The 24,122-nt window shown below is 60.9% G+C and carries 20 protein-coding genes; 10 read left to right on the top strand and 10 right to left on the bottom strand.

Annotated features, from left to right (window positions below; translation table 11 throughout):
- Positions 1 to 36 precede the first annotated feature (36 nt).
- The 8 genes from rseP to rpsB all read right to left on the bottom strand — a co-directional run bounded on the left by rseP (position 37) and on the right by rpsB (position 7,504).
- Positions 37 to 1,389 (bottom strand): sigma E protease regulator RseP, encoded by a 1,353-nt coding sequence (gene rseP / locus ACXR0M_RS05230; protein ID WP_458830560.1) that lies wholly within the window; start codon positions 1,387 to 1,389, stop codon positions 37 to 39.
- A 54-nt stretch (positions 1,390 to 1,443) separates the two neighbouring features.
- Complete coding sequence (gene ispC, locus ACXR0M_RS05225; RefSeq protein ID WP_458830558.1) at positions 1,444 to 2,634, bottom strand: 1-deoxy-D-xylulose-5-phosphate reductoisomerase; 1,191 nt, start codon at positions 2,632 to 2,634, stop codon at positions 1,444 to 1,446.
- Complete coding sequence (locus ACXR0M_RS05220) at positions 2,631 to 3,437, bottom strand: phosphatidate cytidylyltransferase (RefSeq protein WP_003222130.1); 807 nt, start codon at positions 3,435 to 3,437, stop codon at positions 2,631 to 2,633. The genes ispC and ACXR0M_RS05220 overlap by 4 nt, the downstream gene beginning before the upstream one ends.
- Complete coding sequence (uppS, locus tag ACXR0M_RS05215) at positions 3,437 to 4,192, bottom strand: polyprenyl diphosphate synthase (RefSeq protein WP_458830556.1); 756 nt, start codon at positions 4,190 to 4,192, stop codon at positions 3,437 to 3,439. The genes ACXR0M_RS05220 and uppS overlap by 1 nt, the downstream gene beginning before the upstream one ends.
- A 13-nt stretch (positions 4,193 to 4,205) precedes the next feature.
- On the bottom strand, positions 4,206 to 4,763 hold the full coding sequence (frr, locus tag ACXR0M_RS05210) for a ribosome recycling factor (protein WP_047601296.1): 558 nt from the start codon (positions 4,761 to 4,763) through the stop codon (positions 4,206 to 4,208).
- A complete protein-coding gene (gene pyrH, locus ACXR0M_RS05205; RefSeq protein ID WP_458830554.1) occupies positions 4,760 to 5,503 on the bottom strand; it encodes a UMP kinase in 744 nt (247 codons plus the stop codon). Before pyrH ends, frr begins: the two co-directional genes overlap by 4 nt.
- A 209-nt stretch (positions 5,504 to 5,712) precedes the next feature.
- Positions 5,713 to 6,576, bottom strand: a complete 864-nt coding sequence (tsf, locus tag ACXR0M_RS05200; RefSeq protein WP_458830552.1) for a translation elongation factor Ts — start codon at positions 6,574 to 6,576, stop codon at positions 5,713 to 5,715.
- 190 nt (positions 6,577 to 6,766) lie between these two features.
- Complete coding sequence (rpsB, locus tag ACXR0M_RS05195) at positions 6,767 to 7,504, bottom strand: 30S ribosomal protein S2 (RefSeq protein ID WP_003222119.1); 738 nt, start codon at positions 7,502 to 7,504, stop codon at positions 6,767 to 6,769.
- A gap of 373 nt (positions 7,505 to 7,877) precedes the next feature.
- Between rpsB and map the strand changes: the two genes are divergently transcribed.
- The 3 genes from map (at position 7,878) to dapC (ending at position 12,835) form a co-directional block, all read left to right on the top strand.
- On the top strand, positions 7,878 to 8,660 hold the full coding sequence (gene map / locus ACXR0M_RS05190) for a type I methionyl aminopeptidase (protein ID WP_458830549.1): 783 nt from the start codon (positions 7,878 to 7,880) through the stop codon (positions 8,658 to 8,660).
- Positions 8,661 to 8,701: 41 nt separating this feature from the next.
- Positions 8,702 to 11,404, top strand: coding sequence for a [protein-PII] uridylyltransferase (locus ACXR0M_RS05185; protein WP_458830547.1), 2,703 nt, complete (start codon positions 8,702 to 8,704; stop codon positions 11,402 to 11,404).
- Between the two features lie 231 nt (positions 11,405 to 11,635).
- On the top strand, positions 11,636 to 12,835 hold the full coding sequence (gene dapC, locus ACXR0M_RS05180; protein ID WP_458830545.1) for a succinyldiaminopimelate transaminase: 1,200 nt from the start codon (positions 11,636 to 11,638) through the stop codon (positions 12,833 to 12,835).
- A 177-nt stretch (positions 12,836 to 13,012) separates the two neighbouring features.
- On the opposite strand, the gene ACXR0M_RS05175 is transcribed toward dapC, so the two are convergent.
- Entirely contained in the window at positions 13,013 to 14,644 is a 1,632-nt protein-coding gene (locus ACXR0M_RS05175) for a Na+/H+ antiporter (protein WP_458830544.1), read from the bottom strand.
- Between the two features lie 288 nt (positions 14,645 to 14,932).
- Here ACXR0M_RS05175 and ACXR0M_RS05170 point away from each other — a divergent pair, with 288 nt between their 5' ends.
- The 4 genes from ACXR0M_RS05170 to ACXR0M_RS05155 all read left to right on the top strand — a co-directional run bounded on the left by ACXR0M_RS05170 (position 14,933) and on the right by ACXR0M_RS05155 (position 18,124).
- Positions 14,933 to 15,295, top strand: a complete 363-nt coding sequence (locus ACXR0M_RS05170) for an ArsC family reductase (RefSeq protein ID WP_458830542.1) — start codon at positions 14,933 to 14,935, stop codon at positions 15,293 to 15,295.
- 33 nt (positions 15,296 to 15,328) lie between these two features.
- Positions 15,329 to 16,363, top strand: a complete 1,035-nt coding sequence (gene dapD, locus ACXR0M_RS05165; protein WP_458830540.1) for a 2,3,4,5-tetrahydropyridine-2,6-dicarboxylate N-succinyltransferase — start codon at positions 15,329 to 15,331, stop codon at positions 16,361 to 16,363.
- A 148-nt stretch (positions 16,364 to 16,511) separates the two neighbouring features.
- Positions 16,512 to 17,717, top strand: coding sequence for an aminotransferase class V-fold PLP-dependent enzyme (locus tag ACXR0M_RS05160; RefSeq protein WP_458830538.1), 1,206 nt, complete (start codon positions 16,512 to 16,514; stop codon positions 17,715 to 17,717).
- The gene (locus ACXR0M_RS05155) at positions 17,714 to 18,124 is read left to right on the top strand and encodes a SufE family protein (protein WP_458830536.1); all 411 of its coding nucleotides are present in this window, start codon (positions 17,714 to 17,716) and stop codon (positions 18,122 to 18,124) included. Before ACXR0M_RS05160 ends, ACXR0M_RS05155 begins: the two co-directional genes overlap by 4 nt.
- A gap of 140 nt (positions 18,125 to 18,264) precedes the next feature.
- Here ACXR0M_RS05155 and tcdA read toward each other — a convergent pair whose 3' ends face one another.
- Positions 18,265 to 19,083 (bottom strand): tRNA cyclic N6-threonylcarbamoyladenosine(37) synthase TcdA, encoded by an 819-nt coding sequence (gene tcdA, locus ACXR0M_RS05150; RefSeq protein ID WP_458830534.1) that lies wholly within the window; start codon positions 19,081 to 19,083, stop codon positions 18,265 to 18,267.
- Positions 19,084 to 19,297: 214 nt separating this feature from the next.
- Here tcdA and ACXR0M_RS05145 point away from each other — a divergent pair, with 214 nt between their 5' ends.
- The 3 genes from ACXR0M_RS05145 (at position 19,298) to ACXR0M_RS05135 (ending at position 24,064) form a co-directional block, all read left to right on the top strand.
- Positions 19,298 to 21,889, top strand: a complete 2,592-nt coding sequence (locus ACXR0M_RS05145) for a glycosyltransferase (RefSeq protein ID WP_458830532.1) — start codon at positions 19,298 to 19,300, stop codon at positions 21,887 to 21,889.
- A 214-nt stretch (positions 21,890 to 22,103) separates the two neighbouring features.
- Entirely contained in the window at positions 22,104 to 23,255 is a 1,152-nt protein-coding gene (dapE, locus tag ACXR0M_RS05140; protein ID WP_458830530.1) for a succinyl-diaminopimelate desuccinylase, read from the top strand.
- Positions 23,255 to 24,064, top strand: a complete 810-nt coding sequence (locus ACXR0M_RS05135; protein WP_458830528.1) for a putative RNA methyltransferase — start codon at positions 23,255 to 23,257, stop codon at positions 24,062 to 24,064. Before dapE ends, ACXR0M_RS05135 begins: the two co-directional genes overlap by 1 nt.
- The last annotated feature ends 58 nt before the right edge of the window (positions 24,065 to 24,122 follow it).

Genomic DNA, 24,122 nt, shown 5'->3' with positions numbered 1-24,122 from the left:
CCGCAAAATGCGGCAGATTCGCAATTCAGCGAAGCTTTACAGTCGACCCAGATCATTGACCAGAGCAAGCAACATCACTCCGACCACCAAACTGATACCGATCTGCACCCCCCAACCTTGCACCCGATCCGACAAGGGGCGACCACGCACCCACTCAATCAGATAAAACAACAAATGCCCCCCATCCAGTACAGGAATGGGCAGCAAATTCAGAACCCCCAGGCTAATACTCAGATAAGCAAGGAAATTCAGGAAATCAGCAACGCCCGACTGGGCAGAAGCGCCCGCCACTTTAGCAATGGTTATCGGCCCACTCAAGTTTTTTACCGAGAGCTCGCCAAACAGCATTTTCTTCAACGAGTCCAGCGTCAGGACGCTCATGGTCCAGGTACGACGGGCACCCTCGCCAATCGCGGCCAGCGGACCATAACTGACCTCGCGGATCATTTCCGGCGGCCAGTCCACAGCTTTTACGCCAGCCCCGAGATAACCGCTTGGCGACTTGCTTTCGCCGCGTGCCGCCAAGGTCACCGGAAGGTCGATTTGAGCACCGTCGCGCTCGATGCGCAGCATGATTTTGGTATCAGGACGCGTACGAACGGTATCGACCACCTGCTGCCAGTCATTCAGCGCCTGGCCATCGAGCGCCAGCAGGCGATCACCGGTTTTCAGACCAGCGGCTTGCGCCGGGCCTTTCGGGTCGAGCTCGGCCAGCACCGGCGGCAAGGCCGGGCGCCATGGGCGAATGCCCAGCGAGCGGATCGGATCCGGCTCGTCAGCCCCCTTGAGCCAATGGTCCAGCGCCAGCACACGCGGCGTGTCGGCGGTCGAACCCTGCTCGCGCACGAGCAATTGCAGGGAACCGCTTTCGCCCAGACGACGCACCAGTTGCAAATTGACGGCAGCCCAACCGGAGGTCGGCTCGCCATCGATGGCGACGATTTCCTGACCTGCGTTCAAACCGGCCTTGGCCGCAATGCTGCCGGACTCAACAGCACCGATGACCGGACGGATCTGCTCGCTGCCGAGCATGGCCAGCACCCAGAAGAACACCAGGGCCAGCAGGAAGTTGGCGATCGGTCCCGCCGCGACAATCGCGATACGCTGGCGCACCGATTTGCGATTGAACGACTGATCAAGTTGATCGGCCGGCACCTCGCCTTCCCGCTCATCAAGCATCTTGACGTAGCCGCCCAGCGGAATCGCTGCGACGACAAATTCAGTGCCCTGCTTGTCGTGCCAGCGCAACAGCGGCATGCCGAAGCCCACGGAAAAACGTAAAACCTTGACGCCACAGCGACGCGCGACCCAGAAGTGGCCGAACTCGTGAAAGGTGACCAGCACACCCAAAGCGATCAGGGTGCCGGCAATCATATAGAGCGCGCTCATCTACTTTCTCCGCAATCCTGTTCAGTGCCGCGTGACGCCATGTTGCTGTGAGAGCTATCGGTTGTGCCGGCTCAGCCACTGCCCGGCCAGAATCCGCGCTTTCGCGTCTGCGGTAAACACCGCATCCAGATCTTCCAGCGCAACCACAGGCTCGAGATTCAACACGTCCTCGATGATACTCGCGATTTCCAGATAACCCACGCGTCCGTCGAGAAACGCCGCAACCGCGACTTCGTTGGCCGCATTGAGCATCGCCGGTGCGCTGTTCCCTGCCTCGGCGGCCTGTCGCGCCAGGCGCAGACAAGGGAAGCGCTGTTCGTCCGGCGCCTCGAAATCCAGGCGCGCAATCGCGAACAGATCCAGCGGCGCCACGCCCGAGTCAATACGTTCCGGCCAGGCCAGGGCATTGGCAATCGGCGTGCGCATGTCGGGATTGCCCAACTGCGCCAGCACCGAACCGTCCACATAGTCGACCAGCGAGTGAATCACACTCTGCGGATGGATCACCACCTCGACCTGCGCAGGTTTGGCGTCGAACAGCCAGCAGGCCTCGATCAACTCCAGGCCCTTGTTCATCATGCTTGCCGAATCCACCGAGATCTTGCGCCCCATGGACCAGTTCGGGTGCGCACACGCCTGATCCGGCGAGACATGCGCCAGCTCGCTCAACGGCGTCTGACGGAACGGCCCCCCTGAAGCGGTGAGCAAGATCCGGCGTACGCCAACAGCACCGAGCCCACGAGCGAAGTCCTGCGGCATGCACTGGAAGATCGCGTTGTGTTCGCTGTCGATCGGCAGCAGCACCGAGCCACTTTTGTGCACCGCCTGCATGAACAGCGCGCCGGACATCACCAGCGCTTCTTTGTTGGCCAGGAGGATTTTCTTGCCAGCCTCCACCGCAGCCAGAGTCGGACGCAGGCCAGCCGCGCCGACAATGGCCGCCATCACCGCATCGACTTCAGGAGCGGACGCGACCTGGCACAGGCCCTCCTCCCCCACCAGTACGCGAGTGGACAGGCCGGCAGCCCGCAAGTCGTCTTGCAGGCCACGCGCCGCCGCCACTTCCGGAACCACTGCAAACTGCGGCACATGGCGAATGCACAAGGCCAGCAACTCGCTCAGGCGGGTGAAGCCGCTCAGGGCGAAAACCTGATAGCGCTCAGGATGACGAGCGATGACGTCCAGGGTGCTCAGACCGATCGAGCCGGTCGCCCCCAGAACGGTAATCTGCTGAGGACGACTCACGGCGCAGCCATCCACAGCAATACTGCAAAAATCGGGATCGCAGCAGTCAGGCTGTCAATGCGATCCAGCACGCCGCCATGACCAGGCAGCAGGTTGCTGCTGTCCTTGATGCCGGATTGACGCTTGAACATGCTTTCGGTGAGGTCGCCCACCACCGAAATGAACACGATCAACGCCGCACCGATCAAGCCTTTGAGCAATTCGCCCACAGTCCAGTCGCGCACCAGGCCGACGATGGCGGTAATCACCAGGCTCAGCGCCAGGCCACCGTAAACGCCTTCCCAGCTTTTGCCCGGGCTGACTTGCGGCGCGAGCTTGCGCTTGCCGAAGGCACGGCCGGAGAAATAGGCACCGATGTCGGCGCCCCAGACCAGCACCATCACCGCCATGATCAGCCAATTACCCAACGGGTATTGCTTGATCTGCACCAGCCCTTGCCAGGCCGGCAGCAGGATCAGCAAACCGATCACCAGCTTGGTGGCCGCTGTGGACCAGTGCTCGCTCGAACGCGGATAGGTCAGCACCAGATACGTCGCCACTGCCCACCACAGCACCGAAGCACCGAGCACCCAAGGGGCTAGGCCAGGCAGGACGTACATGACGAACAGCATCAGTGCCACGACAGCAGCAAAACCGACACGGAACGACTGTGCGGTAAAGCCTGCCAGACGCGCCCATTCCCAGGCACCGAGACTGACAACCAGACCGATGAACAGAGCGAAACCGGAACCCTCGAGCAGGAAAAACCCGCACAAGGCGATCGGCAGCAGGATCAGTGCAGTGATGATTCGTTGTTTAAGCATTAAACCCGGGCTCCAGCTTCAACCTGCTCGCTCGTTTTACCAAAGCGCCGCTGGCGTGAAGCGAAATCGGCCAGCGCCGCGCGCATGGCTTCGTGTTTGAAGTCCGGCCAGAACAGGTCGGAAAAGTACAACTCGGCGTATGCCAGTTGCCAAAGGAGGAAGTTGCTGATGCGGTGCTCGCCACCGGTACGGATGCACAAGTCCGGCAACGGCAGATCGCCGGTCACCAGACAGGTTTGCAGCAGGTCCGGGGTGATGTCTTCCGGGCGCAGGTGCCCGGCCTGGACTTCACGCGCCAGGCGCTGTGCCGCTTGCGCAATATCCCACTGACCGCCGTAGTTGGCGGCGATCTGCAGGATAAAGCGATTGGCCCCCGCCGTCATGGCTTCGGCCTCGCGCATCGCCGCCTGAAGTTCAGGATGGAAGCGCGAGCGGTCACCGATGATGCGCAAGCTGATGTTGTTGTCGTTGAGGCGCTTGGCCTCACGACGCAGCGCCTTGAAGAACAGATCCATCAAGGCACTGACTTCGTCAGCCGGCCGTTGCCAGTTTTCACTGGAAAAGGCGAACAGGGTAAGCACTTCGACCTTGGCCTCGGCGCACACCTCGATCACTGCCCGCACCGCATCCACGCCCGCTTTATGCCCGGCGACACCCGGCATGAAGCGTTTCTTCGCCCAGCGATTGTTGCCATCCATGATGATCGCGACATGGCGCGGCACCGCGGACGGCGCAGACTGCTTGGTCTTTTCCATTGAAACGCGACCCTTATACGGCCATCAGGTCTTTTTCTTTCTCGTCCGTGGCCTTGGTGATCTGGGCCTCGAAGTCTTTGGTCAGCTTGTCGATATCAGCGGTGGCGCGACGCTCTTCGTCTTCGCTGATTTCTTTATCCTTGACCAGTTTTTTCAGCTCGCCCAGCGCATCACGGCGGATATTGCGCACAGCAACACGTGCATCTTCAGCGGCAGCACGCGCCTGCTTGGTGAAGCCCTTACGGGTTTCTTCGGTCAGGGCCGGCATGGAGATCAGCAGCAGCTCACCCAGGTTGGTCGGGTTCAGGTTCAGACCGGCGCTCTGGATCGCTTTGTCGACGGCCGCCAGCATGTTGCGCTCGAAAGCGACAACCTGCAGGGTGCGGGAGTCTTTTACAGTGATATTGGCCACTTGAGTGATGGAGGTGTCTGCGCCGTAGTACGGCACCATCACGCTGCCCAGGATGCTTGGGTGAGCCTTGCCGGTACGAATCTGGCCAAACGCATGAGCCAGAGAGTCCAGGGATTTCTGCATACGCTCTTGAGCGTCTTTCTTGATTTCGTTGATCATTGTTGAACTTCCTCGATCAGGGTTCCTTCAGCGCCGCCATGTACGATGTTCAGAAGGGCGCCGGGCTTGTTCATGTTGAATACGCGCAGCGGCATCTTGTGGTCGCGGCACAGGCAGATTGCGGTCAGGTCCATTACACCCAGCTTGCGATCCAGTACTTCATCATAAGTCAGATGATCGAACTTCTCGGCATGCGGGTCCTTGAACGGATCTGCGGTGTAGACGCCATCGACCTTGGTCGCCTTGAGCACGACGTCGGCATCGATTTCGATGGCACGCAGGCAGGCTGCCGAATCCGTGGTGAAGAACGGATTGCCGGTACCGGCGGCGAAAATCACCACGTCTTTGGAGTTCAGGTGACGCATGGCTTTGCGGCGATCATAGTGATCGGTCACGCCAACCATGGAAATGGCCGACATCACGATGGCCGAGATATTGGCACGTTCCAGCGCGTCGCGCATGGCCAGGGCGTTCATCACAGTGGCCAGCATGCCCATGTGGTCGCCTGTCACCCGATCCATGCCAGCCTTGCTCAAGGCCTCACCACGGAACAGGTTGCCACCGCCGATCACCAGACCGACCTGTACGCCGATGCCAATCAGCTGACCGACTTCCAGTGCCATGCGATCCAGGACTTTCGGATCGATCCCGAACTCTTCCGAGCCCATCAGGGCCTCGCCGCTAAGCTTGAGTAGAATGCGTTTATAGCGAGCCTGATAACCACTGCCCTGCTGAGCCATTGCGAATCTCTCCTGCGGCGTATTTAAAAATTCTTTGCGAGCTGTTTACAGCTGCGTTCACTCTAGCTTGGCGCTGCTTCAGCGCCATCGGAACATGGCTTTGTAAGTCAGTTCCAGGTGGAAACCAATTAAAAATTGGTAACCCCATCTGAAAAGAGGCTGCGCGCGTGAGCGGGCAGCCTCTTTCGGGCGACAGTTGAAAAACCGTCTTATTGCTTGGCGGCAGCCAGCTGGGCAGCAACTTCTTCAGCGAAGTTGTCGACGGGCTTCTCGATGCCTTCGCCTACTTTGAAGTAGGTGAAGGAAACGATTTCTGCGCCGGCTTTCTTGGCCAGCTCGCCAACCTTGACTTCAGGGTTCTTGACGAACGCCTGCTCAACCAGGCTCGCTTCGGCCAGGAACTTGCTGATACGGCCTTTGACCATGTTCTCAACAATGTTTTCCGGCTTGCCTTTGATCTTCTCTTCGTTCAGCTGCAGGAACACAGCCTTTTCACGCTCGATCGCTTCATCGGACACTTGCGAAGGCAGCAGGAACTCAGGGTTGCTTGCCGCTACGTGCATCGCGATGTCTTTGGCCAGCTCGACGTCGCCGCCTTTCAGGACAACAGCAACACCGATCTTGTTACCGTGCAGGTAGGTGCCGACAACGTCACCCTCTACGCGGACCAGGCGACGGATGTTGACGTTCTCGCCAACTTTGGCAACCAGTGCTTCACGCGCCGATTCCTGAGCGGCGATCAGCGGAGCTGCGTCGGTCAGTTTGTCAGCGAAAGCTTTTTCCACGCTGGCAGCAACGAAGTTCTTGAAGTCGTCTTGCAGGGCCAGGAAGTCGGTCTGCGAGTTGACTTCCAGCAGCACGGCTGCCTTGTCGTCTGCCTTGATGGCGATTGCGCCTTCAGCGGCAACGTTACCCGCTTTTTTGGCAGCCTTGATCGCGCCCGAAGCACGCATGTCATCAATGGCTTTTTCGATGTCGCCGTCAGCCTTTTCCAGGGCTTTCTTGCAGTCCATCATGCCTTCGCCGGTACGCTCGCGCAGTTCTTTGACCAACGCTGCAGTAATTGCTGCCATTTTCAAATTCCTCTTGGATAGGTTTTCAACCATTCCACCCGATCGAACGGGCGTTCAATTCTTCCCGAACCACCCATGTTGGCTGCCGCACATGACAAATACAGACGTGGGCGCCGACAAATGGTTTTCGAGGTGGCAAAAAGGGGGCCAAGCCCCCTTTTTGCTTACTGAGTCAACGCCAGGGCGTCAATTACTCAGCTGCAGCCTGAGTTTCTTCAGCTGCGAATTCAACAGTGCCGCCAGCAACGTTGTTGCGACCACGGATCACTGCGTCAGCCATCGAACCCATGTACAGCTGGATAGCGCGGATTGCGTCATCGTTGCCTGGGATGATGTAGTCAACGCCTTCCGGGCTGCTGTTGGTATCGACAACGCCGATGACCGGGATGCCCAGCTTGTTGGCTTCGGTGATCGCGATGCGCTCGTGGTCAACGTCGATCACGAACAGTGCGTCTGGCAGACCGCCCATGTCCTTGATGCCGCCCAGGGAACGATCCAGCTTTTCCAGGTCACGGGAGCGCATCAGCGCTTCTTTCTTGGTCAGCTTGGCGAAAGTACCGTCTTCGGCTTGAACTTCAAGGTCACGCAGACGCTTGATCGAAGCACGAATGGTTTTGAAGTTGGTCAGCATGCCGCCCAACCAGCGGTGATCGACGTACGGCGAACCGCAACGTGCTGCTTCTTCAGCAACGATCTTGCCAGCGGAACGCTTGGTGCCGACGAACAGAATCTTGTTTTTGCCCTGGGCCAGACGCTCTACGAAAGTCAGAGCTTCGTTGAACATTGGCAGGGTTTTTTCAAGGTTGATGATGTGAATCTTGTTACGCGCGCCGAAAATGTACTTGCCCATTTTCGGATTCCAGTAACGGGTTTGGTGACCGAAGTGCACACCGGCCTTCAGCATATCGCGCATGTTGACTTGGGACATGATAGTTCCTTAATAAGTCGGGTTTGGCCTCCACGTATCCCAATGACCAACCAGCGGCATAAAAGCCAAAGGCACCCAGGTCATCGTGTCGACACGTGTGTGGATTTAAGCTTTTCGGGGCATCCCCGGAAAGCGGCGCATTTTATACCACAGGGTGCGCAGAAACGGAACCCGGAATCTGTATTCGCACCAAGGACATGGGCGCAGCCCCCTTGGAATCGGCCCCGAGCGCACCATTCTATAGACAGAAGCGATGCACGCGGGCGCTGAATTGCGCCGTGCGTCTGTTAGAATCGCGTTTTTCAGGGTCGCAGCCGCACACCTGCCGCCCTATCCGTATCAGCAAGCGCCGCCGAGCGCAGAGAGAGCCTGTATGACCGTCAACCTCAAAACTCCCGAGGACATCGCTGGCATGCGTGTCGCCGGCAAACTGGCCGCCGATGTGCTGGAAATGATTGCCGAACACGTCAAACCGGGCGTCACCACCGATCAACTGAACCAGATCTGCCACGACTACATCGTCAATGTGCAGCAGGCCGTCCCTGCCCCGCTCAACTACAAGGGCTACCCGAAGTCGATCTGCACCTCGATCAACCACGTGGTGTGCCACGGCATCCCGAATGACAAGCCGCTGAAAAACGGCGACACGCTGAACATCGACGTCACCGTGATCAAGGACGGCTACCACGGCGACACCAGCCGTATGTTCCACGTCGGTGAAGTACCGGTCTGGGCCGAGCGCCTGTCGCAGGTCACGCAGGAATGCATGTACAAGGCGATCGAAATCGTCAAACCCGGCTGCCGCCTCGGCGACATCGGTGAAATCATCCAGAAGCACGCGGAAAAGAACGGCTTCTCGGTGGTTCGCGAGTTCTGCGGCCACGGCATCGGCAAGGTGTTCCACGAAGAACCGCAAATCCTGCACTACGGTCGCGCCGGCACCGGCATGGAACTGCAGGCCGGCATGACCTTCACCATCGAGCCGATGATCAACCAGGGCAAGGCCGATACCAAGGTGCTGGGCGATGGCTGGACCGCCATCACCAAGGACCGCAAGCTCTCGGCGCAGTGGGAACACACGCTGCTGGTGACCGAGACCGGCTACGAGATCTTCACCCTGCGCGCCGACGACACCATCCCGCGCGTCTCGGCCTGATCCAAAGAACGCTCCCAGCCTTATAGAAGGAAAGCCAATCGATGCCGCAGGTGGATCCCGAACTCTTCGACCGCGGCCAGTTCCAGGCTGAACTGGCCCTCAAAGCGAGTCCTATCGCGGCGTTCAAAAAGGCGATCCGCCAGGCGCGCGAGGTACTCGACACGCGCTTTCGCAGTGGCCGCGATATCCGTCGGCTGATCGAAGATCGCGCCTGGTTCGTCGACAACATCCTGCAAAAGGCCTGGGAGCACTTCAACTGGAGCGAAGACGCCGACATCGCGCTGGTCGCGGTCGGTGGTTATGGCCGAGGTGAATTGCACCCCTACTCCGACATCGACCTGCTGATCCTGCTGGACAGCGCCGATCACGAAGTTTTCCGCGATTCCATCGAACGTTTTCTCACGCTGCTGTGGGACATCGGCCTGGAAGTCGGTCAGAGCGTACGCTCGGTTGATGAATGCGCCGAGGAAGCGCGGGCCGACCTGACGGTGGTCACCAACCTGATGGAAAGCCGCACCATCTGCGGCCCCGAGCGCCTGCGTCAGCGCATGCTCGATGTCACCAGCACCGCGCACATGTGGCCGGCGAAGGAGTTCTTCCTGGCCAAGCGCGCCGAGCAGAAGGCCCGCCACCACAAATACAACGACACCGAATACAACCTGGAACCCAACGTCAAAGGTTCGCCCGGCGGCCTGCGGGATATCCAGACGATTTTGTGGGTGGCCCGGCGTCAGTACGGCACCCTGAACCTGCGCGCCCTGGCCGGCGAAGGCTTTCTGGTCGAAAGCGAAAACGCGCTGCTGGCCTCCTCCCAGGAATTCCTGTGGAAGGTGCGCTACGCCCTGCACATGCTCGCCGGACGCTCCGAAGACCGCCTGCTGTTCGATCATCAGCGCACTATCGCCGGGCTGCTTGGCTTTCAAGGTGACGACGCGAAACAAGCCGTCGAAAACTTCATGCAACAGTATTTCCGCGTGGTGATGAGCATCGCCCAGCTCAGCGACCTGATCATCCAGCATTTCGAGGAAGTCATCCTCGCCCCGGAAGACGAAGCGCCACCGCAGCCGATCAACTCGCGCTTCCAGTTGCATGACGGCTACATCGAGGCGCGCAACGACAACGTGTTCCGTCGCACGCCGTTCGCCATGCTCGAGATCTTCGTGCTGATGGCCCAGCAGCCGGAAATCAAAGGCGTACGCGCCGACACCATCCGCCTGCTGCGGGAGAACCGTCACCTGATCGACGACAACTTCCGCAACGATATCCGCAATACCAGCCTGTTTATCGAGCTGTTCAAGTGCAAGATCGGCATCCATCGCAACCTGCGCCGAATGAACCGCTACGGCATCCTCGGGCGTTACCTGCCGGAGTTCGGCTTCATCGTCGGCCAGATGCAGCATGACCTGTTCCACATCTACACGGTCGATGCGCACACCCTTAACCTGATCAAACACCTGCGTAAGCTGCAGTACACGCAGGTGTCGGAAAAATTCCCGCTGGCCGCCAAGCTCATGGCCAAGCTGCCCAAGCCCGAACTCATCTACATGGCCGGGTTGTACCACGACATCGGCAAGGGCCGGCACGGTGATCACTCGGACATTGGCGCGGTCGATGCCGAAGCGTTCTGCCAGCGCCACCAATTGCCACTGTGGGACAGCCGCCTGATCGTCTGGCTGGTGCAGAACCATCTGGTGATGTCGACCACTGCGCAGCGCAAGGATCTGTCCGATCCGCAGGTCATCCATGATTTCGCCCAGATCGTCGGCGACGAAACCCGTCTGGATTACCTGTACGTGCTGACCGTGGCCGACATCAATGCGACCAACCCGACGCTGTGGAATTCGTGGCGTGCCAGCCTGTTGCGCCAGCTCTACACCGAAACCAAACGTGCGCTGCGCCGTGGTCTGGAAAACCCGGTGGATCGTGAAGAGCAGATCCGCCAGACCCAGAGCGCGGCGCTGGACATCCTGGTGCGCGGCGGCAACGACCCGGACGACGTCGAGCAGTTGTGGACGCAGTTGGGCGACGACTACTTCCTGCGTCACACCGCCGGCGATGTCGCCTGGCACACTGACGCGATCCTGCAGCAGCCGGCCGATGGCGGCCCGCTGGTGCTGATCAAGGAAACCACCCAGCGCGAATTCGAGGGCGGCACGCAGATCTTCATTTATGCCCCGGACCAGCACGATTTCTTCGCCGTGACCGTGGCCGCGATGGACCAGCTGAACCTGAACATTCACGACGCGCGGGTCATCACCTCGAGCAGTCAGTTCACCCTCGACACCTACATCGTGCTCGACAACGACGGCGAATCCATCGGCGACAACCCGACCCGGATCAAACAGATCCGCGATGGCCTGACCGAAGCCCTGCGCAATCCGGACGACTACCCGACCATCATCCAGCGTCGAGTGCCGCGCCAGCTCAAGCATTTCGCCTTTGCGCCGCAGGTGACGATCCATAACGACGCCCAGCGTCCGGTGACGGTGCTGGAACTCACCGCACCGGATCGCCCTGGCCTGCTGGCGCGGATTGGCGGGATCTTCCTTGAGTTCGATCTGTCGCTGCAGAACGCCAAGATTGCGACCCTGGGCGAACGGGTGGAAGACGTGTTCTTCATCACCGACGCCCACAACCAGCCGCTCTCCGACCCGCTGCTGTGCAGCCGTTTGCAGGATGCGATCGTCGAGCAACTGAGCGTCAATCAGGAACCGGATATCAAGCTTTCACGTATCAGTATTTGAATGACCCGATTTCCCTCGACAGGTATCGACCTCTGAGGCAAAGCGCATATGTGGCGAGGGGGCTTGCCCCCGTTGGGCTGCGAAGCAGCCCCGAAAATCATGCTACCGCGATGTGTCAGATACATCGCATGCGACGGCTTACGACTGCTTCGCAGCCGAACGGGGGCAAGCCCCCTCGCCACAAAAAGCCTCTGCACCACATTTAGACCTCCCACATTGAACGAGGCATCCATGAACAACGCTCTGAACCAGCTCCAGCCCTACCCGTTCGAAAAGCTTCGCGCCCTGCTCGGCACCGTGACCCCAAACCCGGACAAACGCCCGATCGCCCTGTCGATTGGCGAGCCGAAACATCGCTCGCCGAGCTTTGTCGCCGAAGCGCTGGCGAACAATCTGGATCAGATGGCGGTGTATCCGACCACCCTCGGTATTCCGGCCCTGCGCGAAGCCATCGCCGGCTGGTGCGAACGGCGTTTCGGCGTGCCAGCCGGCTGGATTGACCCGGCGCGCAATGTGCTGCCAGTCAACGGCACTCGCGAAGCGCTGTTCGCCTTCACCCAGACTGTGGTCAACCGCGCTGACGACGCATTGGTGGTCAGCCCGAACCCGTTCTATCAGATCTACGAAGGCGCCGCGTTCCTCGCCGGGGCCAAACCGCACTACCTGCCGTGCCTGGATGAAAACGGCTTCAACCCGGACTTCGACGCCGTATCGCCGGATATCTGGAAACGTTGCCAGATCCTGTTCCTGTGCTCGCCGGGCAACCCGACCGGTGCGCTGATCCCGGTTGAAACCCTGAAAAAGCTGATCGCCCTCGCCGATGAACACGACTTCGTGATCGCCGCCGACGAGTGCTACAGCGAGCTGTACTTCGACGAACAGACCCCGCCGCCGGGCCTGCTCAGCGCCTGCGTTGAACTGGGCCGCAAGGATTTCAAGCGCTGCGTGGTGTTCCACAGCCTGTCCAAGCGCTCCAACCTGCCAGGCCTGCGCTCCGGTTTCGTCGCTGGTGACGCCGAGATCCTCAAGGGCTTTCTGCTGTACCGCACCTATCACGGCTGCGCGATGCCGGTGCAAACCCAACTGGCCAGCGTGGCGGCGTGGAACGACGAAGTACACGTGCGCGCCAACCGTGCGCTGTACCGCGAGAAGTTCGACGCAGTACTGGCAATCCTCAGCCCGGTGATGGACGTGCAGCGTCCGGATGGCAGCTTCTATCTGTGGCCAAATGTTAAGGGTGATGACGCCGCGTTCTGTCGCGACCTGTTCGAAGCAGAACACGTGACCGTCGTACCGGGCTCGTATCTGTCGCGGGATGTCGACGGCACCAATCCGGGCGCTGGTCGTGTGCGCATGGCACTGGTCGCGCCCTTGGCCGAATGCGTCGAAGCGGCGGAGCGCATTCGCGCATTTATTACTCGCAAGCAGTAAATAATGAACGCCGTGTCAGGCAATCTGGCACGGCAACTTGCAAATAATCACTCAATACAACTTTCCAACTTTTGCGCTTTCCACTTTACCTCGCTCTAGCAAACGACAGGACAAAGCTTTCATGGCGAAGGCTTATCCGTACCCGACCAGCGAGTGGCCGCGCACGTTGGAGCGGGATTATTTGACCTGTCCCAGATTCGCCTCGCTCAAATCAAGCTCACCCAACACCTCACGCAGCACATCGTCAGCGATCCGGTGCTGACGGCTGAGGCTGTATAACTCAAGGCGTTGCGCACGTAGCGCCTTGAGGCGCAAACGGCGCTCCAGCAGATCCATCTGGAACGCCAGCGCCTGGGCCTCGGCCGAATCATTGAACACGTCGAGCTGATGCCGGTACTCGGACATGATCCGCGCCTTGAGTTCCGCCGACAGCGCCGCTTGCGCGGCGTCCTGCGGGCCGACCTCTTCGGTTTCCAGTGCATGAATCGCCGCCTCCGCGGTCTTGCGCCACGCATCGCGCACTTCCTGGCGACGCTTGTCATCCGGGCTTTTCTCGATGCCGCGCAGCAGCAACGGCAGGGCGATGCAAGCGCTGATCAGCGACAGCAGAATCACCCCGGCAGCGATGAAGATCAGCAGATCACGCTCGGGGAACGCCTCGCTGCCCATCAATATCGGCACCGACATCACACCCGCCAGCGTCACTGCTCCACGCACGCCGCCGACGGTCAACAACCAGCAGGAACGGGCCGTCGGCACCTGGGTCAGCTCGCCCTTGCCGCGCAAGCGTCGCAGTAGCACCGACAAGCGCCAGATGCTTTGAACCCAGACAAACCGCAGCAGTACCAGCGCAAGGAAAATCGCCACCACGTCGAGGCCGCGATACAGCAGCGTCGGCCACAACGTCGGCTCATGACTGACCACGGCTTTGATGATGTCCGGCAATTGCAAGCCAAGCAGCAGGAAGATCAGCCCATTAAAGGCAAATTCGAGCAGCGACCAGACGCTGCGGTTGAGCAAGCGGGTGCTGGTCTGACGTGGCAACAGATCGAGCCAGCTCTGCATCATCCCCGCCGCCACCGCCGAAAGAATGCCCGAGGCACCCAGGCGTTCAGCCAGGACATAAGCCGCGAACGGCAGCAGCAACATGAACACCACATGGGTGGCCGGATCGTCCCAGCCGCGGGCGATCATCCATGCACGCAAGCGCCCGACCAGCCAGCTCAACGCCACGCCGACCGCCAACCCGCCGACCGCCACCAGCACGAAGGTCAGACTGGCATTGGCCAGCGAGAACACCCCGGTCACCGCTGCCGCCAGGGCAAACTTGAACGTCACCAGGCCCGACGCATCGTTCATCAGCGCCTCGCCCTGGAGGATGTGCATCAACGGCGTCGGCAAGCGGTTTTGCGAGATGGCTGAAACCGCCACGGCATCGGTCGGTGACAGCACGGCAGCGAGGGCGAAGGCCACCGGCAAGGGAATACTCGGCAACAGCCAGTGAATGAAATAGCCGGCGCCGACCACGGTGAACAACACCAGACCGACCGCCAGCGTCAGGATCGGGCCGCGCAAGTGCCAGAACTCGCGCTTGGGCATGCGCCAACCGTCGGAAAACAGCAGCGGCGGCAGGAACAGAAACAGAAACAGTTCCGGGTCCAGCGCCACGTGCAGGCCGAGGGTCGGCCAGGCCAACAAGGCGCCTGCGGCGATTTGCACCAGGGGCAGTGGCAGCGGGATGACCCGTCCGACCAGCCGCGACACGCTGACCAGCATCAACAGGATCAGGACGGTATAAGCGGTTTGCATAAAGCGGAAATCCCAGACAATCGACAGCGTTGAACTGCCATATTAGCGGCTTAGGATGCGTCTGACCGTTGCACCTATGTCGCACTGCCGACACCGATCCCCTGTAGGAGCTGCGGCACGCTGCGATCTTTTGATCCTAAAAAACACAATCAAAAGGTCGCAGCCTCGTTTCACTCGACAGCTCCTACAGGGATTCGTGCAGGGTAATGAAGCCGGGCGCCCGAAACGCGTTGGTCATGGCATAATCCGACACCATTTTTTTCCAGCACCTGTAAAGGGGGCGATTCCTTGACCGTTTCAAGTAAAACGTTGCACCTTTTCGGCATCAAAGCGTGCGACACCATGAAGAAGGCGCGCACCTGGCTTGATGAGCACGCTGTCAGCTACGACTTTCACGATTACAAAACCGCCGGTATCGACCGTGAGCACCTGACCCGATGGTGTGACGAGCACGGCTGGCAAACGGTGTTGAACCGTGCAGGTACGACCTTTCGCAAACTCGATGACGAACGCAAAGCCGATCTCGACCAGACGAAAGCCATCGAACTGATGCTTGCGCAACCCTCGATGATCAAGCGCCCGGTGCTTGATCTCGGTGACCGAACCCTGATTGGCTTCAAGCCAGACATCTACGCGGCCGCACTCAAGTAAAGCAGCCCGTCACTTATTGCTAGAGGTATTCCCATGTCCAACTCTCTGTTCAGCATCGCCTTTGGTGTCGGCACGCAAAACCGTCAAGGCGCGTGGCTGGAAGTGTTCTACGCCCAGCCGCTGCTCAATCCGTCGGCCGAACTGGTCGCCGCCGTGGCGCCGATCCTCGGTTACACCGAAGGCAACCAGGCCATCACCTTCACCACCGCGCAGGCTGCGCAACTGGCTGAAGCGGTCAAAGGCATCGACGCCGTTCAAGGCAAACTGCTGACCCGTCTGGCCGAGAGCCACAAGCCGCTGGTCGCCACCGTGCTGGCCGAAGACACCGCGCTGACCTCGACGCCAGAGGCTTACCTCAAGCTGCACTTGCTGTCCCATCGTCTGGTCAAGCCACACGGCGTAAGCCTGGCGGGGATCTTCCCGCTGCTGCCGAACGTTGCCTGGACCAGCCAGGGCGCGATCGACCTGAGCGAACTGGCCGAGCTGCAACTGGAAGCCCGTCTGCGTGGCGAGTTGCTGGAAGTGTTCTCGGTGGACAAGTTCCCGAAAATGACCGACTACGTGGTACCGGCCGGCGTGCGTATCGCTGACGCCGCGCGTCTGCGCCTGGGTGCGTACGTGGGCGAAGGCACCACCGTGATGCACGAAGGCTTCATCAACTTCAACGCCGGCACCGAAGGCCCGGGCATGATCGAAGGCCGCGTGTCCGCTGGCGTGTTCGTCGGCAAGGGTTCGGACCTGGGCGGCGGCTGCTCGACCATGGGCACCCTGTCGGGTGGCGGCAACATCGTGATCAAGGTCGGTGAAGGCTGCCTGATCGGTGCCAACGCCGGTATCGGTATTCCATTGGGCGACCGCAACACCGTCGAGTCTGGCCTGTACGTGACCGCCGGCACCAAGGTGGCGCTGCTGGACGAGCATAACAACCTGGTCAAGGTGGTGAAGGCGCGCGAGCTGGCGGGTCAGACCGACCTGCTGTTCCGTCGCAACTCGGAAACCGGTGCCGTGGAATGCAAAACCCACAAATCGGCGATCGAGCTGAACGAAGCGCTGCACGCGCACAACTAAGCGCCGCTGTGACCTCCTGTGGGAGCGGGCTTGCTCGCGAAGACGGTGTGTCAGTCACCCTTGATTTCGACTGACACGACGCATTCGCGAGCAAGCCCGCTCCCACAAGGTTCGGTGTATACCCGCCCAAGATCACAGGGCTGAACAGATGATGATTCCCTCCCCCTGGCGCGCCGACTTTCCGGCCATCGCCGCCCTGCAACGGCAGGACCAGACCTATCTGGACAACGCCGCCACCACGCAAAAGCCCCAGGCCCTGCTCGACGCACTGACGCATTACTACGCCAACGGCGCGGCCAATGTGCATCGTGCGCAACACCTGCCCGGCGCACATGCGACGCAGGCGTTCGAAGACAGTCGGCTCAAGGTCGCCCAGTGGCTGAATGCCGGTGACAGCGGGCAGATCATCTTTACCCACGGCGCCACTAGCGCGCTGAATCTTCTGGCCTATGGCCTGGAACATCTTTTCCAGCCAGGCGATGAAATTGTCATCAGCGCCCTGGAGCATCACGCCAACCTGCTGCCATGGCAGCAACTGGCCAAGCGTCGCGAGCTGAAACTGGCGATCCTGCCACTGGACGCTGACGGGGTGATCGACCTCGGCGCCGCCGTGCGTCTGATCACCCCGCGCACTCGCTTGCTGGCGGTCAGTCAGTTGTCCAACGTAATCGGCGCCTGGCAACCGCTGCCGGCACTGCTGGCGATGGCCAAGGCGCAGAACGCGCTGACCGTGGTCGATGGCGCCCAAGGCGTGGTGCACGGTCGTCACGATGTGCAGGCGCTGGGTTGCGACTTCTATGTGTTTTCCAGCCACAAACTGTACGGCCCCGATGGCCTCGGCGTGCTGTTCGGGCGCAACAAGGCGCTCGAGCAACTGCAGCCGTGGCAGTTCGGCGGCGAAATGGTGCTCGAGGCCAACTATCACGACGCGCGCTTCCGCCCTGCTCCGCTGGGGTTCGAGGCAGGAACGCCGCCGATTGCCAGCGTGATCGGCCTCGGCGCGACCCTCGACTATCTGGCCGCGCTCGATCAGGACGCGGTGTCCGCTCACGAAGCGGCGCTGCACGCCTATTTGCTGCAAGGTCTGGCCGCGCGCAACGGCATTCGCCTGCTGGGCAAACCGCAACTGGCGCTGGCCAGTTTTGTCGTCGAAGGGGTGCACAACGCCGACCTGGCGCACCTGCTGACCGAACAAGGCATCGCCGTGCGCGCCGGGCATCACTGCGCCATGCCGCTGCTGAAAAGCTTTGAACTCGCCGGAGCGATTCGTGTGTCGCTGGCGCTGTATAACGATTCCGAGGATCTGGAGCGCTTCTTCGATGCACTGGATCAGGCGCTGGAGTTGTTGCGATGAGCTTGCCATTGGCCGCGGCCGAAGCGTTGCAGACCTTCCAGAACGCCGTGGGATGGGAACAGCGCGCACGCCTGCTGATGCAATTTGGCGATCGCCTGCCAGCGCTGGATGAGGCGGATAAATGCGAGGCCAACCGGGTACATGGCTGTGAGAGCCAGGTGTGGCTTGTGGGGGAACTGCGCGACGGGCATTGGCAGTTCGCGGCGAGCAGCGATGCGCGGATGATTCGCGGGTTGGTGGCGTTGTTGCTGTCGCGGGTCAATGGTCTGAGTGCTGCCGAGTTGCAGCAGGTGGATCTGCCGGACTGGTTCAGTCAACTGGGCCTTTCACGGCAGTTATCGCCCTCGCGCAGTAATGGCCTTAATGCCGTGCTAAAACGCATGAACGAACTGGCTTCCACCCTGTAGGAGCTGCCGAAGGCTGCGATCTTTTGACTTTGATTTTAAAAAACAGGATCAAAAGATCGCAGCCTTCGGCAGCTCCTACAGGGGAGGCATTTCAATCTGAGGGCTGAGTTGCCAACAGAAATGGCCATCTGCCCTGCTGATCAAACCTGAGGTTTGACCCGATCCGCCGGCCGCCGAACCCCGGCGACAATCTTGTCCACCGCCTTGGTCGCCGCGACCATGCCGAAGGTCGCCGTCACCATCATCACCGCGCCGAACCCGCCAGCACAGTCCAGCTTGACGCCATCGCCGACAAAACTCTTCTGCAGGCAAATGCTGCCGTCCGGTTTCGGATAGCGCAGTTGTTCGGTGGAGAACACGCACGGCACGCTGTAATGGCGCGTCACGGTGCGTGAGAAGCCGTAGTCACGGCGCAGGGTCGAACGCACTTTCGAGGCCAGTGGATCGTTGAAGGTGCGGTTGAGGTCGCAGACCTGAATCAGCGTCGGATCGATCTGCCCACCGGCCCCGCCGGTCGTGATGATCTGGATCTTGCGACGCTTGCACCAGGCAATCAGTGCAGCCTTGGCGTTGACCGCGTCGATGCAGTCGATCACGCAATCGATGTTCGGCGTGATGTACTCGGCCATGGTGTCGCGAGTGACGAAATCGGCCACCGCATTCACGGTGCAATCGGGATTGATCCCGCGCAGGCGCTCGGCCATCACCTCGACCTTGGGTTTGCCGACGGTACTGTCCAGCGCGTGCAACTGGCGGTTGGCGTTGCTGACGCAGACGTCATCGAGGTCGAACAGTGAAATCTCGCCGACGCCACAACGGGCCATGGCCTCCGCCGCCCAGGACCCGACGCCACCGACGCCGACAATCGCCACATGGGCCGCCCGCAGGCGCTCGAGACCCTCGATGCCATACAAACGGGCGATGCCTGCAAACCGTGGATCTTCTGTACTCATGACCATTACCCCAAAAACCGGCGCGCATTATAGGGCTACGCAGCGACAAGTTTTAAGCTTCAAGCTACAAGTGTAAGAACTTAAGTCAAAGTAGACTGCCCAACATCGAGCATTTCCCTGTCCGGTGTACGACTAGTGGAGTGCCGGTGTAGGATTCGCGCCCTTTTGGCGTAAGCCGATCCGTTCCTTCGTTCCACAGCCTTTGGAACCCGAAATAGCTATGTCATCGCGTAAATTTGGTCTCAACCTGGTGGTGGTTCTGGCAATTGCCGCCCTGTTCACCGGTTTCTGGGCACTGATCAACCGCCCGGTCTCCGCGCCCAACTGGCCGGAGCAGATCTCCGGCTTCTCTTATTCGCCATTCCAGCAGGGTCAATTCCCACAGAAGGATCAGTATCCAACTGACGATGAAATGCGCCGCGACCTGGAGATCATGAGCAAGCTGACGGACAACATCCGCATCTACTCGGTCGACGGCACGCTGCAGGACATTCCGAAACTGGCGGAAGAATTCGGTTTGCGCGTGACCCTCGGGATCTGGATCAGCCCCGATCAGGAGCGCAACGAGCGCGAAATCACCCGCGCCATCGAACTGGCCAACACCTCGCGTAGCGTGGTTCGCGTGGTGGTCGGTAACGAGGCGATTTTCCGCAAGGAAATCACCGCCAAGGACCTCAGCGTGCTGCTCGATCGCGTGCGCGCGGCCGTCAAAGTGCCGGTGACCACTTCCGAGCAGTGGCACGTCTGGGAAGAGCACCCGGAACTGGCCAGGCACGTCGACCTGATCGCCGCCCACGTTCTGCCGTACTGGGAATTCATTCCGGTGGACAAGGCCGGGCAATTCGTCTTCGACCGCGCCCGCGACCTGAAAAAGATGTTCCCGAAAAAACCGCTGCTGCTGTCCGAAGTGGGCTGGCCGAGCAACGGTCGCATGCGCGGTGGCGCCGATGCCTCGCCGGCGGATCAGGCGATCTACCTGCGTACGCTGGTCAACAAGCTTAACCGTCAGGGCTTCAACTACTTCGTGATCGAAGCCTTCGACCAGCCGTGGAAGGCCAGCGACGAGGGTTCGGTGGGCGCTTACTGGGGCGTGTTCAACGCTGCGCGCCAGCAGAAATTCAACTTCGAAGGCCCGGTCGTGGCGATCCCGCAATGGCGCGTGCTGGCCATCGGCTCGGTGGTGTTGGCGCTGCTGTCGCTGACCCTGCTGATGATCGACGGCTCGGCCCTGCGTCAGCGCGGCCGCACCTTCCTGACCTTTATCGCCTTCCTTTGCGGCTCGGTGCTGGTGTGGATCGGCTACGACTACAGCCAGCAATACAGCACGTGGTTCAGTCTGACGGTCGGTTTTCTTCTGGCGCTGGGTGCGCTGGGGGTGTTCATCGTATTGCTGACCGAGGCGCATGAGTTGGCCGAAGCGGTGTGGATTCACAAGCGTCGGCGCGAATTCCTGCCAGTGGTCGGTGACTCCGACTACCGGCCGAAAGTCTCGATCCACGTGCCCTGCTACAACGAGCCGCCGGATATGGTCAAACAGACCCTCGACGCGCTGGCGGCTCTCGATTACCCGGACTATGAAGTCCTGATCATCGACAACAACACCAAGGACCCTGCGGTCTGGGAGCCGGTGCGCGACTACTGCGAAACCCTCGGCCCGCGCTTCAAGTTCTTCCACGTCGCGCCTCTGGCCGGGTTCAAGGGCGGCGCGCTGAACTACCTGATTCCGCACACCGCCAAGGACGCCGAAGTCATTGCCGTGATCGACTCCGATTACTGCGTGCACCCGAACTGGCTCAAGCACATGGTGCCGCACTTCGCCGATCCGAAAATCGCCGTGGTGCAGTCGCCGCAGGATTACCGCGACCAGAACGAAAGCACCTTCAAGAAGCTCTGCTACGCCGAGTACAAAGGCTTCTTCCACATCGGCATGGTCACCCGTAACGACCGCGACGCGATCATCCAGCATGGCACCATGACCATGACCCGGCGCTCGGTTCTGGAAGAACTGGGCTGGGCCGACTGGTGCATCTGCGAAGACGCCGAACTCGGTCTGCGCGTGTTCGAAAAAGGCCTGTCGGCGGCGTATTACCACGACAGTTACGGCAAGGGTCTGATGCCGGACACCTTCATTGACTTCAAGAAACAGCGTTTCCGCTGGGCCTACGGCGCGATCCAGATCATCAAGCGCCACACTGGCAGTTTGCTGCGCGGCAAGGACACCGAGCTGACCCGTGGCCAGCGTTACCACTTCCTCGCGGGCTGGCTGCCGTGGGTCGCGGACGGCATGAATATCTTCTTCACCGTCGGCGCACTGTTGTGGTCGGCGGCGATGATCATCGTGCCGCAACGGGTCGATCCGCCGCTGCTGATCTTCGCGATCCCGCCATTGGCGCTGTTCGTGTTCAAGGTCGGCAAGATCATCTTCCTGTACCGTCGCGCCGTCGGCGTGAACCTCAAGGATGCGTTCTGCGCGGCGCTGGCCGGGCTGGCGTTGTCGCACACCATCGCCAAAGCGGTGCTGTACGGCTTCTTCACCAGCAGCATTCCGTTCTTCCGCACGCCGAAAAACGCCGACAACCACGGCTTCTGGGTGGCGATTTCCGAAGCGCGGGAAGAGTTGTTCATCATGCTGCTGTTGTGGGGCGCGGCGCTGGGGATCTACCTGGTGCAAGGCATTCCGAGCAACGACATGCGCTTCTGGGTGGCGATGCTGCTGGTGCAGTCGCTGCCATATGTCGCGGCGCTGATCATGGCGCTCCTCTCGTCGCTGCCGAAACCGGCAGCGGAGCCTGAACCGGCGCCTGTCATCTAATTCCTTTCCGATGCACTAAACGGCGGCCAATGGTCGCCGTTTTGCTTTAAGATAAGCGCCATTTTGCGGGGCTCGGCGCTAATCCCTGTGGGAGCGGGCTTGCTCGCGAATGCGGGGTGTCATTAACCATTGATGTCGACTGACACACTGCTTTCGCGAGCAAGCCCGCTCCCACATTTAGTCCGCGCCCACATTCATGACTCCGGAGTTTTCCATGACGGCCCACGCCGACCTTTCGCCGACCCTCCAACTCGCCATCGACCTGATCCGCCGTCCGTCGGTGACGCCGGTCGATGCCGATTGCCAGAAGCAGATGATGCAGCGCCTGGGCGATGCCGGCTTCACCCTTGAGCCGATGCGCATCGAAGATGTGGATAACTTCTGGGCCATCCACGGCAACGACGAAGGTCCGGTGCTGTGCTTCGCCGGCCACACCGACGTGGTGCCCACCGGCCCGGTCAGTGCCTGGCAGATCGACCCGTTCAACGCCATCATCGATGAACACGGCATGCTCTGCGGCCGTGGCGCGGCGGACATGAAAGGCAGCCTGGCGTCGATGACCGTGGCCGCCGAGCGTTTCGTCGCCGACTACCCGAACCACAAGGGCAAGGTCGCGTTCCTGATCACCAGCGACGAAGAAGGTCCGGCGCACCACGGCACCAAAGCGGTGGTTGAACGTCTGGCGGCGCGCAACGAACGTCTGGACTGGTGCATCGTCGGCGAACCGTCGAGCACCACCCTGGTCGGTGACGTGGTGAAAAACGGACGTCGCGGCTCGCTCGGCGCCAAGCTCACCGTGCGCGGTGTGCAGGGTCACGTGGCCTACCCGCATCTGGCGAAGAACCCGATCCATCTCGCCGCGCCGGCGCTGGCCGAACTGGCCGCCGAGCACTGGGACCACGGTAACGATTTTTTCCCGCCGACCAGTTTCCAGATTTCCAATGTCAATTCCGGCACCGGCGCGACCAACGTGATTCCGGGCGATCTGGTGGCGGTGTTCAACTTCCGCTTCTCCACCGAATCCACCGTCGAAGGCCTGCAGAAACGCGTGGCCGCCATCCTCGACAAGCACGGTCTGGACTGGCACATCGACTGGGCACTGTCCGGCCTGCCGTTCCTCACCGAGCCGGGCGCGCTGCTCGACGCGGTGTCGTCGAGCATCCGTGACATCACCGGCCGCGAGACCAAGGCCTCCACCAGCGGCGGCACCTCCGACGGTCGTTTCATCGCGACCATGGGCACCCAAGTGGTTGAGCTCGGCCCGGTCAACGCGACCATTCACCAGGTCAACGAACGCGTGCTGGCAGCCGACCTCGACGTGCTGACCGAGATCTACTACCAGACTCTGATCAAGTTGCTCGCCTGATGCTCGCGTGCCCGATCTGCAGTGAACCGCTGAATGCGCTGGATAACGGCGTGGTCTGCCCTGCCGGCCACCGCTTCGACCGCGCGCGTCAGGGTTACCTGAACCTGTTGCCGGTGCAGCACAAAAACAGTCGCGACCCCGGCGACAATCAGGCGATGGTCGAGGCGCGCCGCGACTTCCTCAATGCCGGGCATTACGCGCCGGTGGCCAAACGTCTGGCCGAACTGGCGGCGAGTTACGCGCCGGATCGCTGGGTCGACATCGGCTGCGGCGAGGGTTACTACACCGCGCAAATTGCCGAAGCCCTGCCGGATGCCGATGGCTACGCACTGGACATCTCCCGCGAAGCGGTCAAGCGCGCCTGCAAGCGCAACCCGGCGCTGACCTGGTTGATCGCCAGCATGGCTCGCGTGCCGTTGGCGTCGGGCAGTTGCCAGTTTCTCGCCAGTGTTTTCAGTCCGCTGGACTGGGCAGAAGCCAAGCGTCTGCTCAGCGTCGGCGGCGGCCTGATGAAGGTCGGCCCGACCAGCGGCCACCTGATGGAACTGCGCGAACGCCTGTACGACGAAGTACGCGAGTACACCGACGACAAGCATCTGGCCCTGGTGCCCGAAGGCATGGCACTGGCGCACAGCGAAACCCTGGAATTCAGACTGACGCTGGCCAAGCCCGAGGATCGCGCCAACCTGCTGGCGATGACGCCCCACGGCTGGCGCGCCAGTGCCGAGCGCCGCACGGCGGTGATCGAACAGGCCGAGCCATTCGTGACCACCGTGTCGATGCGCTACGATTATTTCGTTCTTCAATAACTTATGGTCTCGGGCGAGCGCCCGGGGCCGGCTAAATCCGCGAATGGATTTTTCAGAC

It is taken from the genome of Pseudomonas sp. Eth.TT006 (genome assembly GCF_054456575.1).
The sequence above is the reverse complement of the archived record's forward strand: the minus strand, read 5'-3'. Positions and strand labels throughout refer to the sequence as shown.

Coding starts and splice junctions, on each gene's coding strand:
- rseP (WP_458830560.1), bottom strand. CDS start 1,389: ATGAGCGCGCTCTATATGATTGCCGGCACCCTGATCGCTTTGGGTGTG.
- ACXR0M_RS05220 (WP_003222130.1), bottom strand. CDS start 3,437: ATGCTTAAACAACGAATCATCACTGCACTGATCCTGCTGCCGATCGCC.
- uppS (WP_458830556.1), bottom strand. CDS start 4,192: ATGGAAAAGACCAAGCAGTCTGCGCCGTCCGCGGTGCCGCGCCATGTC.
- frr (WP_047601296.1), bottom strand. CDS start 4,763: ATGATCAACGAAATCAAGAAAGACGCTCAAGAGCGTATGCAGAAATCC.
- pyrH (WP_458830554.1), bottom strand. CDS start 5,503: ATGGCTCAGCAGGGCAGTGGTTATCAGGCTCGCTATAAACGCATTCTA.
- tsf (WP_458830552.1), bottom strand. CDS start 6,576: ATGGCAGCAATTACTGCAGCGTTGGTCAAAGAACTGCGCGAGCGTACC.
- rpsB (WP_003222119.1), bottom strand. CDS start 7,504: ATGTCCCAAGTCAACATGCGCGATATGCTGAAGGCCGGTGTGCACTTC.
- map (WP_458830549.1), top strand. CDS start 7,878: ATGACCGTCAACCTCAAAACTCCCGAGGACATCGCTGGCATGCGTGTC.
- ACXR0M_RS05185 (WP_458830547.1), top strand. CDS start 8,702: ATGCCGCAGGTGGATCCCGAACTCTTCGACCGCGGCCAGTTCCAGGCT.
- dapC (WP_458830545.1), top strand. CDS start 11,636: ATGAACAACGCTCTGAACCAGCTCCAGCCCTACCCGTTCGAAAAGCTT.
- ACXR0M_RS05175 (WP_458830544.1), bottom strand. CDS start 14,644: ATGCAAACCGCTTATACCGTCCTGATCCTGTTGATGCTGGTCAGCGTG.
- dapD (WP_458830540.1), top strand. CDS start 15,329: ATGTCCAACTCTCTGTTCAGCATCGCCTTTGGTGTCGGCACGCAAAAC.
- ACXR0M_RS05160 (WP_458830538.1), top strand. CDS start 16,512: ATGATGATTCCCTCCCCCTGGCGCGCCGACTTTCCGGCCATCGCCGCC.
- ACXR0M_RS05155 (WP_458830536.1), top strand. CDS start 17,714: ATGAGCTTGCCATTGGCCGCGGCCGAAGCGTTGCAGACCTTCCAGAAC.
- tcdA (WP_458830534.1), bottom strand. CDS start 19,083: ATGGTCATGAGTACAGAAGATCCACGGTTTGCAGGCATCGCCCGTTTG.
- ACXR0M_RS05145 (WP_458830532.1), top strand. CDS start 19,298: ATGTCATCGCGTAAATTTGGTCTCAACCTGGTGGTGGTTCTGGCAATT.
- dapE (WP_458830530.1), top strand. CDS start 22,104: ATGACGGCCCACGCCGACCTTTCGCCGACCCTCCAACTCGCCATCGAC.
- ACXR0M_RS05135 (WP_458830528.1), top strand. CDS start 23,255: ATGCTCGCGTGCCCGATCTGCAGTGAACCGCTGAATGCGCTGGATAAC.